Source organism: Streptomyces sp. NPDC091972 (assembly GCF_044756385.1).
GTDB lineage: Bacteria > Actinomycetota > Actinomycetes > Streptomycetales > Streptomycetaceae > Streptomyces.
Map to the genome: position 1 here is coordinate 340671 of NZ_JBIVSV010000003.1, position 13446 is coordinate 354116.

Annotated in this window: 12 protein-coding genes; 7 read left to right on the forward strand and 5 right to left on the reverse strand. The window is 72.1% G+C overall.

What is annotated here, in order from left to right:
- Nucleotides 1-17 precede the first annotated feature (17 nt).
- Both ACIQJT_RS10665 and ACIQJT_RS10670 read right to left on the reverse strand, forming a co-directional pair.
- The gene (locus ACIQJT_RS10665; RefSeq protein WP_365448873.1) at nucleotides 18-689 is read right to left on the reverse strand and encodes a phosphatase PAP2 family protein; all 672 of its coding nucleotides are present in this window, start codon (nucleotides 687-689) and stop codon (nucleotides 18-20) included.
- A 282-nt stretch (nucleotides 690-971) separates the two neighbouring features.
- On the reverse strand, nucleotides 972-1502 hold the full coding sequence (locus tag ACIQJT_RS10670) for a DUF5134 domain-containing protein (RefSeq protein WP_365448875.1): 531 nt from the start codon (nucleotides 1500-1502) through the stop codon (nucleotides 972-974).
- Nucleotides 1503-1661: 159 nt separating this feature from the next.
- On the opposite strand from ACIQJT_RS10670, the gene ACIQJT_RS10675 reads away from it, so the two are divergent.
- From ACIQJT_RS10675 to ACIQJT_RS10685, 3 genes are all read left to right on the forward strand, one after another.
- The gene (locus ACIQJT_RS10675) at nucleotides 1662-3275 is read left to right on the forward strand and encodes an FUSC family protein (protein ID WP_402641919.1); all 1614 of its coding nucleotides are present in this window, start codon (nucleotides 1662-1664) and stop codon (nucleotides 3273-3275) included.
- Nucleotides 3272-3811: a MarR family winged helix-turn-helix transcriptional regulator gene (locus tag ACIQJT_RS10680; RefSeq protein ID WP_402641921.1), complete on the forward strand. Its 540-nt coding sequence runs from the start codon at nucleotides 3272-3274 to the stop codon at nucleotides 3809-3811. Before ACIQJT_RS10675 ends, ACIQJT_RS10680 begins: the two co-directional genes overlap by 4 nt.
- A gap of 125 nt (nucleotides 3812-3936) precedes the next feature.
- Complete coding sequence (locus ACIQJT_RS10685) at nucleotides 3937-6540, forward strand: cellulosome protein (protein WP_402641925.1); 2604 nt, start codon at nucleotides 3937-3939, stop codon at nucleotides 6538-6540.
- Between the two features lie 83 nt (nucleotides 6541-6623).
- On the opposite strand, the gene ACIQJT_RS10690 is transcribed toward ACIQJT_RS10685, so the two are convergent.
- A complete protein-coding gene (locus tag ACIQJT_RS10690; protein WP_402641927.1) occupies nucleotides 6624-7946 on the reverse strand; it encodes a diacylglycerol/lipid kinase family protein in 1323 nt (440 codons plus the stop codon).
- A 219-nt stretch (nucleotides 7947-8165) separates the two neighbouring features.
- Nucleotides 8166-8558, reverse strand: coding sequence for a VOC family protein (locus ACIQJT_RS10695; RefSeq protein WP_365448885.1), 393 nt, complete (start codon nucleotides 8556-8558; stop codon nucleotides 8166-8168).
- Nucleotides 8559-8629: 71 nt separating this feature from the next.
- Here ACIQJT_RS10695 and ACIQJT_RS10700 point away from each other — a divergent pair, with 71 nt between their 5' ends.
- Nucleotides 8630-9166, forward strand: coding sequence for a GNAT family N-acetyltransferase (locus ACIQJT_RS10700; RefSeq protein WP_365448887.1), 537 nt, complete (start codon nucleotides 8630-8632; stop codon nucleotides 9164-9166).
- Between the two features lie 33 nt (nucleotides 9167-9199).
- On the opposite strand, the gene ACIQJT_RS10705 is transcribed toward ACIQJT_RS10700, so the two are convergent.
- Nucleotides 9200-9883, reverse strand: coding sequence for a glycerophosphodiester phosphodiesterase family protein (locus ACIQJT_RS10705; protein WP_365448889.1), 684 nt, complete (start codon nucleotides 9881-9883; stop codon nucleotides 9200-9202).
- Nucleotides 9884-10154: 271 nt separating this feature from the next.
- On the opposite strand from ACIQJT_RS10705, the gene ACIQJT_RS10710 reads away from it, so the two are divergent.
- The 3 genes from ACIQJT_RS10710 to ACIQJT_RS10720 all read left to right on the forward strand — a co-directional run bounded on the left by ACIQJT_RS10710 (nucleotide 10155) and on the right by ACIQJT_RS10720 (nucleotide 13431).
- Complete coding sequence (locus tag ACIQJT_RS10710) at nucleotides 10155-11552, forward strand: DUF6421 family protein (protein ID WP_402641932.1); 1398 nt, start codon at nucleotides 10155-10157, stop codon at nucleotides 11550-11552.
- 62 nt (nucleotides 11553-11614) lie between these two features.
- Entirely contained in the window at nucleotides 11615-12364 is a 750-nt protein-coding gene (locus ACIQJT_RS10715) for an SDR family oxidoreductase (RefSeq protein ID WP_365448893.1), read from the forward strand.
- Nucleotides 12361-13431, forward strand: a complete 1071-nt coding sequence (locus ACIQJT_RS10720; protein WP_402641934.1) for a threonine aldolase family protein — start codon at nucleotides 12361-12363, stop codon at nucleotides 13429-13431. The genes ACIQJT_RS10715 and ACIQJT_RS10720 overlap by 4 nt, the downstream gene beginning before the upstream one ends.
- The last annotated feature ends 15 nt before the right edge of the window (nucleotides 13432-13446 follow it).

Here is a 13446-nt window from a genome sequence, read left to right on the forward strand (position 1 = left end):
CACGAGGTCCCGGCAGGTCAGGGCCGGTACCGCTGGTGCACCAGGACGGCCGCGGACACGAGCGTCGCGCCCAAAAGCCAGCCGCCGAGGACGTCGGTGGGCCAGTGGACGCCCAGCCAGACGCGGGTGAGACCCACGCCCACGACGGAGAGCACGGCGAGCGCCAGGGCCGTGAGCCACAGCGCGCGGCCGACGCCGTGGTGGTGCAGGAGCCACAGGAGGAGCCCGCACACGACCGTGGCCGTCAGCGCGTGGCCCGACGGGTAGGCGGCGAAGTGCGCGGTGTCGACGGGGTCCGGCCAGACGGGGCGTTCGCGGCCGACGGCGGCCTTCATGACCTGCTGGACCAGTGTGCCCAGCGCACATGTGGCCACCAGCCATACGGCGAGCCAGCGGGCATTGCGCCGCCACACCAGCCAGATCGCCACGACCGCAGCGAGGAGGCGCATCGCCCACGGGTCCCAGACCCAGTCCGTCAGGATGCGGAAGACGTGGGTGAGCCCCGGTTCGTCGACCGCCCAGCGGTGGGTGGTGCCGGCGATGTCGCCGTCCACGTCGAGCAGTGGGTGCCACTTCGCCGCGACCAGTACGAGCAGCAGCACCGAGCACAGGGCGAGGACACCGGTCGCGCGGGCGGCGCTCCGGTGCTCCGGCGGACGGGGCGGGGAGTCGACGGACGGGGTGTGCATACTGCGATCCTCGCCGACCGGTGTGGTGTGAGGCGAATCCCGGGACGCGGGCGGGGCGGGCGGTCCGGTGCCGGGTTCCCGTCATCCTGGGATGCATGCCGACGCCGGGATGCCACCCGTGGCTCCTGGCCGGGCAGTGCTGCGATGCCACGGTTCCTGGCCGGGCGATGCCGAAATGTCGTACGCGGCTCCTCGCCGGGCAACGCCGGGGCGCCGAACGCGAGTTCCGCCGTGAGTGGGGTCAGTGCCCTTGTGACCGCCGACCGCCGACCGCCGCGCACGTCAGAGCGTCAGCAGCATGGCCACCATCGCGATGCCCATCGACAACCGGCACACCCGTGCGAGTTCGGGGCGGTCGCCCCAGCCGACGGTGCCCCCGCCGGCGGTCACCGGTATCAGGCGGGCGCCGGACAGCAGGACGTAGCCCGTGAAGTAGAGGAGCAGCACGCCGGTCACCACGGGCACCCCCGCGCCTCCGTGGTGTCCGGGGGAGGCCGCCATCACCACCGCCATGTAGACCATGGCCCCCGCCCCCACCAGGTGGTGCAGGTGGTGGACGCTCGTGCGCGCCGCCCACAGCGCGCGCAGCGCGGCCCCGCCGAACACCGCAGCGCACAGCGGCCAGGCCCACGCCGGTGGTGTGAACACGGCGGCCGGCACGGCCATCGCGGCCATCCCGAAGCCCATGAGCGCCTCACCGCCCGCGGCCCGGCGCTGCTCCTCGACGCTGCTGCGCATCCGCAGCAGGCAGTACGCCCCGGTCGCCGCGCAGAGCGCGACCATCAGCCAGCCGGGCGAAGCCGGTCCGTGCACGCCCACCTCCCCGCTCGACGGTCGGTCAAGGCCTGCCCGGGCCATGCGGCGCGCAATCGAGCGCAAGGGTGTACGCGGGGAGCGTGCGGCGGAGCACACCAGGTCAGGGAGATGCTCCTCATATCATTTACGAGTAAAACACCTGTTAAGGTGTGGAGCATGAGCAGTGCGACCCCCCGCCCCGGCACCCCGAGCACACGCCGTCTCCCCCTGGCCGGCGTGCTGCGCCTCGGCAGGCCCTCCGACATCTGGTTCAAGCCCGCCCTGAGCGTGGTGGTCGCGGTCGCCCCGCCCAACCTCACCCTGCTCGCCCTCGGCCGCCTCGACCTGGCGATGTACACCATGGCGGGGTCCCTGTGCGCCCTGTACGCCCACAACCGGCCCTACGCCGCCCGGGCCCGCGCCCTGGTCTGGGTGGTGCTCGGCATGGTCGCGGGCCTGGGTGCGGGTCTGGTCGCCGCCTCGCTCACCGGCGACGCGGTGCTGCTGGTCACCGTCGGCGCGCTGGTGGCCGCCGTGCAGAAGGCGCTCTGCGACGCGACCCGGATCGGCCCGCCGGGCCATGTGGTCCTCACCTTCATCAGCTCCGCGTCCCTCTTCGCCCCGCAGACCCTCGGCCAGGTCCCCGGCCACCTCGCCCTGGCCCTCGCCACGGGCGCCTGGGCGTGGCTGGTGGGCATGGCCCCCGGCCTGCTGCGCCCGCACGGCCCGGAGCGACGGGCCACCGCCCGCGCCCTGGACGCGGCCGCCGCGTACGCCGAGCACCCCGGCCCCCGCCCGAGCGGAACCGCGCACGCCGCCGTCCAGGCCGCCTGGCAGACCCTCCTGTCGGCCGGAGCGCGCTCCCGCACCCGGCGCGCCCTCGAACGCCTCGTCGTCCGCGCCGAGATCGCCCTCGCCGCCCCGTCCGACGCGGACCCGGACCGCCTCCGCGCCTGGGCCCGCGACCTGCGCGGCACCGCGCCGGTCCCACAGGCGCCGTACGACGACGAACTCCTCGGCGTGGACGCCGAACTCGCCGCCCCCGCCCACGCCGTGTGGCGCACGCCGGCCCCGATCGCCGTACGCACCGCCCTGGGCTGCGCCCTCGCGGGCTACGCCTCCCTCGCGCTCGGCGTGGGCCGCCCCTACTGGGCCCTGGTCACGGCGGCCTCCCTCTACCAGGCCAACGTCACGCTCACCTGGAGCCGGGGCGTCCAGCGGGTCGTCGGCAACCTCCTCGGGGTGCTGGTCTTCGCCGCCGTCGTCCCGCTCGCCCACCTCGGGCCGGCCGCGCTCGTCCTGTGCTGCCTCGCCTTCAACTTCGGCGCCGAGGCGCTCATCGCCCGCAACTACTGGCTCGGCAGCGTCTGCGTGACCCCGATGGCCCTGCTCATCACCGAGTTCGCCGGCCACCAGGAGCCCGGCCGGCTGATCACCGAGCGGGTCCTGGACACCCTCGTCGGGGCGCTCGTCGGATTCGTCGCCGCCGTGGCCGTCACCAACCGGCGCTCGGGCGACCGGGTCGAGCGGTCGCTGGCCGCCGTGGAGCGCGCCCGGGAACACACCGCCCGCCTCCTGGCCGAACCGCATCCCGCCCCCGGCGCCCTGGACTCCGCCCGCCGCACCCTCGCCGCCGCCCTGGTCGAGCTGCGGGCCGACGTGGAGGCAGCGTCCGGCGAATGGTGGCAGCGCGCCCTGCCCCAGGAGAGGGTCGTGCGCGCCGAGCAGGCCGCACACCGTACGCTCGCGGCGACGATCCGGCACCACAGAGCGGAGGGCGCACGCGCATGACGGCACCGAACGGACGACCCGCGGACCCGGCGACGCACGACACCGTCGCCACCGTCGTCCGGCAGTGGCAGACCGTCCACCCGGGCCTCGACACCGGCCCCATGGAGATCATCGGCCGCGTCAACCGCTGTGCCGCCCTCCTCCAGCAGGCCGAGGACGCACCGCTGCGCCGGGCCGGGCTCAGCCGCCCCGAGTTCGACCTGCTGGGCGCGTTGCGCCGCACCGGTCACGAACTCACCCCGGGCGACCTCGCCCGCGAGACGTTCTCCTCCGGGGCCGCCGTCACCAAGCGCCTCAAGCAGCTCACCGAACGGGGCCTGGTGGAGCGCCGGGGCGACACCCGCGACCGGCGTGTCGCCCACGTCCGGCTCACCGAGGCCGGCCGTGAGCTCGTCGACGGCATCCTGCCCGAACAACTGGCGTACGAGACGGCCGTGCTGTCCGTCCTGACCCCCGAGGCACGGGACGAACTCGCCGCCCGGCTGGGGGAACTGCTCGCCCGGCTGGAGGGCACCCTGGGCGTGCTCCGCGCCTGACCCCTCCGACCTGCGGTTTCGCAAGTTTCGAAGCCCGCGGCCTGTTGACGCGGTCCCCTCGCGCTTCCTACGTTCGTCCAGGTCGGTGCGGATCATCGACGGTCGTACGGAATGTCGGACGAAGGATGGATGCCGTGGCAGCCGAAGGCCCCGCCCGCGAGAAGCTCACCATCGACCTCGGCACCGAGACCGGTCCCTTCCACGGAGGAGCGAGCGGCACGCTCTACGGCCTCTACGGCGACGGAGTGCCCAGCCGAGCCGTGGTCGAGGGCATGTACCCGCGGACGGTGACGACCAAGGCCCAGGACGGCACCCAGCACCCCGGCGGCGACGCCCTGGAGATCCTGCCCGCGTTCGTCGCGGCGGGCGGCAGGGACGTCTACGTCTACCTGCCCGACTTCTACCGGGGATTCCCGTACGAGTGGCCGGGTGCCACCGGTGAGGAGCGGCTCGCCGGGCATCTGGACGTGATCCGCCGCCAGGTCGAACACGTCCTGACCATGGGGGAGTTGAAGGCGCACGTCGTGTACGTGCCGTTCAACGAGCCCGAGGGCAACATGTTCGGCGAGGGGGAGTGGAGCCACGACGGCGTCTCCTGGCGGACCGAGCCCGGCCCCTGGTTCGCGGCCTGGGAAGCCGCGCACCGCCTCATCAAGGACCTCGACCCGGACGCCCGCGTGGCCGGCCCCAACACCTGCGCGCTGTACCCCGAGGTCAGGGACTTCCTGGAGTTCGCGAAGTCGCACGACGTGCTGCCCGACATCGTCACCTGGCACGAGCTGTCCTCGCCCGCCGAGGTCCGCACCAACATCGCCAGGTACCGGGAACTGGAGAGGGAGTTGGGCATCGGGCCGCTGCCCGTCAACATCAACGAGTACGCGCACAACTACCACGTCTCCGTCCCGGGCCAGATGATCCAGTGGATCGCCGCGATCGAGGAGTCGAAGGTCGACGCCGACCTCGCCTACTGGAACATCGCCGGCAACCTCAACGACTCGGCGGTGGAGGCGAACAAGGCCAACGGCCAGTGGTGGCTGTACAACGCCTACGGGCAGTTGACCGGGAACACCGTCCGGGTCGTCGCCCCGCACCCCAACGTGCAGTACACCCTCCAGGGCGTGGCCACCCTCGACCGCGACAAGCGCCAGGCCAGGGTGCTGTTCGGGGGCGCGGGCGGGGCGGCGGACCTCGTGTTCGAGGACGTGGACGCGGAGGTGTTCGGCACGGTGGTCCACGTCCGACTCACGGAGATCCCCTGGACCGGCCAAGTGGGCTCCTGCGCACCACCCTTGCGGCTCCGGGACGAGGAGATACCGGTCGTCGACGGCACGGTGACGCTGACTCAGACCGGGCTCGACGCGATGTCCGCCTACCAGGTGATCCTCTCCCCGGGCGGCAACGCAGCCTCCGCACTGCCGCCCGCCGTGCGCTGGAAGCGGACGTACGAGGCCGAGGACGCCACCTACACGGGCGGCGGCTACTCGAAGAACGGACCAGAGGGGTCCCCGTCCGCCGTCGACCGGTTCGCCACCTCCGGTGGCTACCACGTGAGCGGGCTGCGCACCGGCTCCGACGGTGTGCTCGCCTTCGACGTGGAGGTGCCGCAGGACGGAACGTACGACCTCATGGTGTTCGCGGGCTCCCACAACCTCGCCGAGCTGGTGCGCGAACAGGGTCCCACCAACGTCTTCCTGCGCGTGGACGGCGAGGACCCGCGCGAACTGCGGCTGCCGCTCGGCTACAAGCCGGCGGTGTGGGGCCACACCGACACCCGGGTGGAGCTGACCGCGGGCCGGCACCGGATCACCCTCGCGGCCCAGGACCGCGACCTCGGGGTCACCAAGGGCGACGCGGCCGTCGACAAGCTGGACATCGTGCTGCGAGAGGAGGACGAAACAGCCCTGTACGACGCCGAGTTCGCGGACCTTCGCGGCGGGGCGCGGGTCAGCCACGCCCACCGCGGTGCCTCGGGACCCGGAGTCGCGGTGCTCCCGCGCGGCGGCACCGTCACCTTCTGGGCGTACGCGGACGACGACGGCGAGGCCTCGGTGACCGTCGACGTGCTCGGGCCCGGAGAAGGCGAGTTGAGCGTCAACGGGGAGGAGATCGGACGGGTCGAGCGCGGCGCCGTACCGCTCTTCCTCGCCGGGGGCGTCAACAAGATCACGGTCACCGGGACCTCGGACCGGCTGATCGTCGACCGGCTGCGGATCGCCCCCTCACGCGGCCTGCTGCCCACCACCGTGCACGCCGCCGAGGAAGGCGTCCTCACCGGCACGGCGAGGGTCACCGGACACCCGTACGCCACGGGCGGCAAGGCGGTCGACGGTGTCGGCGCGGGCCCCGAGAACGCGCTCACCCTCACGGTCACCGCCCACCGCGCCGGACGCCACGCGCTGACGATCCGCTACTCCAACGGCGAGCAGCCCCCGTCCACCCACTACAACCCGGACCCGGTGTGCCGCCACGCCGACATCTCCGTCAACGGCGCCCCCGCGCACCGCGTCCTGTTCCCCACCACCTTCCACTTCGACAACTTCTGGAACCTGTCCCTCCCGGTCACGCTGCGCCCGGGCCTCAACACCCTCACCTTCACCGCCGACGAACTCCCCGACTTCGACGGCCACACCAGGAACGCGTTCGGCCAGCGCTCCGCCTACGCCCCCGTCATCGACCAGGTCACGGTGACCCCGCTCGCTCCAGCGGAGGCCGACGCGCATCCCCTCTAGAGCCACCGAGCCGTGCGCCCACGCGGTTGGTTCGGCCGTGGTGCGAGGCGTCACCGTGGTCCGAACGAACACGCTGCGGTGACTCAGCCCCGCCCGTCCGGTGCCGCCAGCTTGCGCAACCGGCGCCAGTTCAGGCGGGGTTGGGGCGTGGGCACGCCGGGGCGTTTCCGCGGGACACGGACGCGCAGCGCTCCTGGCGCGATACGGCAGTGGACCGGGGTGGGCAGGACCAGGGCCTCGCCGTCGACGCCGACCTCGATCTCCGGATGGTCCGCGTCGACGACCACCTCCCGCGCGGCCAGCACCGCGAGCCCCGCCGGATCGGGGTCGAGCAGCAGCGCCGCCGCCTCGGCCGCGCTGTCCACCCGGACGCCGAGGACGCCGAGCATCCCGGAGTCCAGCCGCTCACGGCGGCCGAGTCCCACGGGGTCACCGGTGCGGTAGGCGTTGTTGCTGACCAGCACGGCCTGCGGCCGGTCGATCGTGGTCGTCCCGACGCGCGCGGTCAGGTGCGGGCCGCGCTGCCGGGTGAGCAGATCGGGCAGCAGCTCCAGACTGGTGCCGATCTTGTCGTCGCGGTAGGCGGGATCCTGGACGACCGCCGCGTACGCCCCGAAAGAGGCGTTGTTGACGAACGGATGGTCCGCCACGAACCCGAGGTCCACCCGCAGCTCCACCCCGTCGGTGAGCGCGTCGAGGCAGGCCGCGGGGTCGGTGCGGTCGAGGCCGAGGTCCATGGCGAAGTGGTTGCGGGTGCCGGCGGAGATCACCAGGAACGGCAGGTCGTGCTCCGCGGCGACGGCGGCGACCAGCGCCTGGGTGCCGTCGCCGCCCGCGACGCCGAGCAGGTCCGCGCCCTCCGCCACGGCCGCTTGGGCCAGCGCGGTCACGTCCTGGTGCTCCTCGGGGTCGAGCAGTACGACCCGCGCGCCCAGGCGTTCGGCCTTCTCCCGCAGCTGGAACCGCTCGACCTTCCCGCCCCCGGAGCGGGGGTTCATGATCAGGAAGGGGCGCCGCACCGACCGCGCCCGGTGCTCCTTCATCCGCTTCGGGCGGGCGCCGGTGCTGCGCAGCGCGTGCCGCCCGCTCCACACGGCCACGCTCCACAGCACCGGCGACAGCAGGAGCACCCAGCCCAGGGTGAGCACGAAGAGGACGAGGACGAGCGCGGGGGTGCCGACCGCGAGCCCGGCCGCCAGCCAGCGCTCCGGTCCGCGCCGGGTCAGCGTCCACCACACCGCGGCCGCGGTGACGGCGGCGCCGGCGAGCCCGGCGGCCAGCAGCAGGACGCCGCCGAGACCGCCGTGGGCGAGGGGGAGCAGGACGGCGAGGGCGGCCGCGGCGAGGGAGGTCCTGGCGGCCCATCGCTGCCCGCGCCGGCCCGGGCCGTTCAGGTCCACGCTCATGTGCTCCTCCACTGCTCGACCCCCCTGGGGCCACGGCGGTCGGCGGAGCATATCCGAGGCACCGAGACGGATGGCGTCGGGCTGGGTGCGGCCTGATTCGGGGCCGGTACCGTGCGGTGCCGTGCGGGGTGCGGTCGGATGCCGGGCCGGTACGTGTGGTGTTGCGCTGGGTGCGGCCCGATTCCGGACCGGTACCGTGCGGCGTCGTGCGGGGTGCCGTCAGATGCCGGGCCGGTAGCGGATCGGATGGTCGGCCGGCACCTCCACCAGCACGATCGGTGTGCCGTCCGGGTCCGCCACCCACATCTCGACCAGCCCCCACGGCTCCTTCACCGGCGGCCGCACGATCTCGACCCCCTTGGCGAGCAGTTCCTCGTGTGCCGCGCTCACGTCGGGGACCTGGAGCCACAGCCGTACGTCCGCGGCCGGGGGAGCCTCGGAGCGCCCCGACAGCTCCAGGAACCCGCCGCCGAGGAAGTAGACGGTGCCCCGCTCCGGCCCCGTGCCGAACTCGCGGTACACGGCGAGGCCCAGCTGATCGCCGTAGAAGACCCGGGAACGCTCCGGGTCCGTGGGCCGCAGCAGGACGCGGCTGCTCAGTACGTGCACCATGCGGGCGAGCCTATCGGGGGCGTTACTCTCGACCCTGCCCGAGTCGTGCCCCTGAAGTGGAGATGCGCCCCATGGAGACCACCGCCGGCCTCACCTTCCGTGACGCCACCGACGCCGACGTGGACACGCTGGTCGCGCTGGTCGAGTCGGCGTACCGCGGGGACGACAGCCGGGCCGGGTGGACGACCGAGGCGGACATCCTGGAGGGACAGCGGACGGACCCGGAGGGCGTGCTCGCCGTCATCAAGGCGCCCGACAGCAGGCTGCTGACGGTGGAGCGCGAGGGGCGCGTCGTCGCCTGCTGCCAGCTCGAACACCGGGGCACCCACGCCTACTTCGGGATGTTCGCGGTCAGCCCCACCCTCCAGGGCGGCGGCCTCGGCAAGGTGATCATCGCCGAGGCGGAGCGGATCGCCCGGGAGACCTGGGGCGTCACGGAGATGCACATGACCGTGATCTCGGTGCGCGACGACCTCATCGCCTGGTACGAACGGCGCGGCTACCGCCGTACGGGACGGATGACGCCCTTCCCGTACGGCGACGAGCGCTTCGGTGTGCCGCAGCGCGACGACCTTCAGTTCGAGCTGCTGGTCAAGCCGCTGGTGTGACGTTCCTGCCGCGCCTTGCGTGATGGACGCGGCTCACGCCGTGAAGCGGCCGGTGCGCTTGATCTCCGGGTAGTCGGTCGTCGCGCCGTCCAGTTCCAGGGCGCGCACCAGCCGCAGATGGTCCTGCGTGTTCACCACCCAGCCGATGATCTTCAGGTCCGCCTTGCGGGCCGCCTCGACGACCTCCAGGGTCAGCCGGCGGATGTTGAGACACACCGTCCCGGCACCGGCCTCGACGGCGCGCTCCACGATGTCGGGGCCGAACCTGCTGCCGATCAGCGCGGTCCGTACGCCGGGCACCAGGCGGCCGATCTCGGCGATCGCCTCGTCGTGGAACGAGGACACCTCGACCCGGGAGACCAGGTCCCGCCGGTGCATGACCTCGGCCAGCGCCCGGGCCGCCGCGATGTCCTTGATCTCGGCCTGGAGCGGGGAGCGCACCGCGTCCAGGACCTCCTCGAAGGTCGGAACGCGCTCCCCGCGGCCCGCGTCCAGGGCGCGCAGTTCGGAAAGGGTCTTCTCGGCGATCGGGCCGGTTCCGTCGGTCGTGCGGTCCACGTCGGTGTCGTGCATGACGACGAGGGCGCCGTCCTTGCTCAGATGCAGATCGAGTTCGATGACGTCGAGGCCGGCCTGCTGGGCGGCGACGAAGGAACGGAGGGTGTTCTCGGGTTCGGTACCCATGACTCCGCGATGACCGATGGTAAGGAAGTTCAAGGTTCAACTCGCTTCCGTCGACGGCGGCTCGGTGCAGAGCCGCAGCCTAATGGCTACGCCGTGTGAGGGACCCGTGCGTACGCGAGGGATCGCGGTGACGTGCGGGGGAGCGAGAACTGATACCCGGAATCGCGGTGTTCAAGGCACGCGACAGGAAAAAGTTCGGTGACCATTGGGGTGAGCAGGATAACTTCCCGTGACCGCTCTTGCTGGACGGAAGCCCGTATGTATACGGTCTCCATACGCGAGGTTCTCCCGTGGAGGATGGGACATGACGGAAATTCTTGTGCAGGCGGCTTCGGGGGACCAGGTTCCTCCCGTGACCAGGGTGGTGGAGCACCCGGCATGGCCGGTGCTCAAGGATGCCGTGGAGCAGATCCGGCCGTGGCAGTCCAAGGACGGGTCGATCGACTTCGAGGCCGAGGGCGCCCCCGAGCGTGCCGACGCCGAGGCCGCCGTACGCCGTGTCGTCGAGGCCGTGCAGGAGCTGTCGCCGCTGCTGCCGCACGACGCCGACTACCACGCCGCCCTGGCCAAGGACCTCACGCGCTGGTCCGAGGGCGGCTTCGAGGTGCCCGACTTCCTCGACTCCCTGCTGGCCTTCCAGCCCGCCGCGAACCGCGCGGACGGCCTCCAGCACCTGGTCGTCTTCCCCATGTACACGCAGAACGGCAACCCCGACCGCAACCTGGAGGCGGTCGTGCTGCGCATGGTCTGGCCCGACTGGCTGGCCGAACTGGAGCGCACCCGCTACGACAACCCGCTGTTCTGCGGCATCAAGTTCGAGGACTTCACGGCCGGCTACGACACCAACTCCGCCGTTCTCTTCCCGGAGACCATCGCCGTGCGCGAGGCGCCGGAACGCTTCTCCTGGGGCGGCATCTTCTGCGACCGCGAGGCCGCGCGCTTCCGCCGGGTCACCGACGCCGCCGTCGACATCCTGGGCCTGGAGCTGCCCGAGGACATCGCCGCGATGGTCCACGACCAGAAGCGCTGCGAGGAGGCCTTCGTCCTGTGGGACATGGTCCACGACCGCACCCACAGCCACGGCGACCTGCCCTTCGACCCGTTCATGATCAAGCAGCGCCAGCCGTTCTGGATGTACGGCCTCGAGGAGCTGCGCTGCGACCTCACCGCCTTCAAGGAGGCCGTGAAGCTCCAGGCGGACGGCGTCCCGCAGGCCCGTGACGTGCAGTACGCGGTCCTCTTCGACCGCATGTTCCGCTTCCCGGTCACCGGCGAGCGCGTGCGCAACTACGACGGCCTCGGCGGTCAGCTCCTCTTCGCCTACCTGCACAAGCACGACGTCGTCCGCTGGACCGACAACAAGCTGTTCATCGACTGGCAGCGCGCCCCGCAGGTCACCAACCAGCTCTGCGCCGACATCGAGCAGCTCTACCGCGACGGCATCGACCGTCCGAAGCTCGTCCACTGGTTCGCCGGCTACGAGCTCGTCTCCACCTACCTCGCCCCGCACCCCGGCTCCAAGTGGGCCAAGGGTCCCGACGCCCTCGACCTGTCCCAGCCGCCCCGGAAACTCGTGGATGACGTGCTTCCGGACGAGTTTCCGCTGAGCATGTTCTATGAGGCCCTCTCCAAGAAGCTCCGCCATGTGATCGCCTCGACCCGGGGCATCACGGCGGAGAACGCAGAGCGGGTCGCCGCGTGAGCGAGCGCGGCACCGGGAACACTGCACAGGCCGTCGCGGCGGCTGCACAGGAGGCGAAGAACATGGTGGGGAACGGAGCTCTCAGCGGTGCGGTGATCGCGGTGGCCGGCGCGGGCGGTCCCGCGGGCCGCGCGGCACTGCTGCGGCTGGCCGAGGCGGGCGCGACCGTCGTCGGCGCGGACAACGACCCGGAGCGGCTCGCGGAGGCCGTGGACGCGGCACGCTACGCCTCCGGCGGCGCCACCGTGACCGGCGAACCGGTCGACCTGCTCGACCTGGACTCCACCCGCGACTGGGCCACGCACATCGAGAAGGACTTCGGCCGGGTCGACGGCCTGGTCCACCTCGTCGGCGGCTGGCGCGGCAGCGAGACCTTCATCAAGTCGAGCCTGGACGACTGGGACTTCCTGGAACTCCTGCTCATCCGCACCGTGCAGCACACCTCCCTCGCGTTCTACGAGGGGCTCCAGCGCAGCGACCGCGGCCGCTACGTCCTGATCAGCGCCGCCGGTGCGACGAAGCCGACCGCGGGCAACGCCTCGTACGCCGCCGCCAAGGCCGCCGCCGAGGCCTGGACGCTCGCTCTCGCCGACGCCTTCCGCAAGGCCGGGGGCGCCGACGGGCCGAAGTCCGCGGCTGCCATCCTGGTGGTGAAGGCACTGGTGCACGAGGCCATGCGCGCCGAGCGGCCCAACGCGAAGTTCGCGGGCTTCACGGACGTCAAGGACCTGGCCGAGGCGATCGCCGGTGTCTGGGACAAGCCCGCCGCCGAAGTGAACGGAAACCGTCTGTGGCTCACCGAGAAGCCGTGAACCCCCCGAAGACCGACGCGCGTCGCCATCACGACCCGGAGGTCCGCGGTTTCGCCAGCGACAACTACGCCGGGGCCCACCCGGAGGTGCTCGCCGCCCTGGCGCTGGCCAACGGCGGGCACCAGGTCGCGTACGGCGAGGACGACTACACCGAGAACCTCCAGAGAATCGTCCGCAGCCACTTCGGGGCCACGGCCGAGGCGTTCCCGGTCTTCAACGGCACCGGCGCCAACGTCGTCGCGCTCCAGGCGGTCACCGACCGCTGGGGCGCGGTGATCTGCGCCGAGAGCGCGCACATCAACGTGGACGAGGGCGGCGCCCCCGAGCGGATGGGCGGCCTCAAGCTGCTCACCGTGCCCACCCCCGACGGCAAGCTCACCCCCGAGCTGATCGACCGGCAGGCCTACGGCTGGGACGACGAGCACCGCGCGATGCCCCAGGTCGTCTCGATCACCCAGTCCACGGAACTCGGCACGCTCTACACGCCCGAGGAGATCCGCGCGATCTGCGACCACGCCCACGCGCACGGGATGAAGGTCCACCTGGACGGCTCCCGCATAGCCAACGCGGCCGCCTCCCTCGACGTCCCCATGCGCACGTTCACCAACGCGGTCGGCGTCGACATCCTCTCGCTCGGCGGGACGAAGAACGGCGCACTGTTCGGCGAGGCGGTCGTGGTGATCAACCAGGACGCCGTCTCCCACATGAAGCACCTGCGCAAGCTGTCCATGCAGCTCGCCTCCAAGATGCGTTTCGTGTCGGTGCAGTTGGAGGCGCTGCTCGCCAAGGACCTGTGGCTGCGCAACGCCCGCCACGCCAACGAGATGGCCCAGCGCCTGGCCGAGGGCGTGCGGGCCGTCCACGGCGTCGAGATCCTCCACCCGGTCCAGGCCAACGGCGTCTTCGCCAAGCTCCCGCACGACGTGAGCGAGCGCCTCCAGAAGCGCTTCCGCTTCTATTTCTGGGACGAGGCCGCAGGCGTGGTCCGCTGGATGTGCGCCTTCGACACCACCGAGGACGACGTGGACATGTTCGTGGCGGCGCTGAAGGAGGAGATGGCCCGCTAGCCGGGCGCCCGGCCG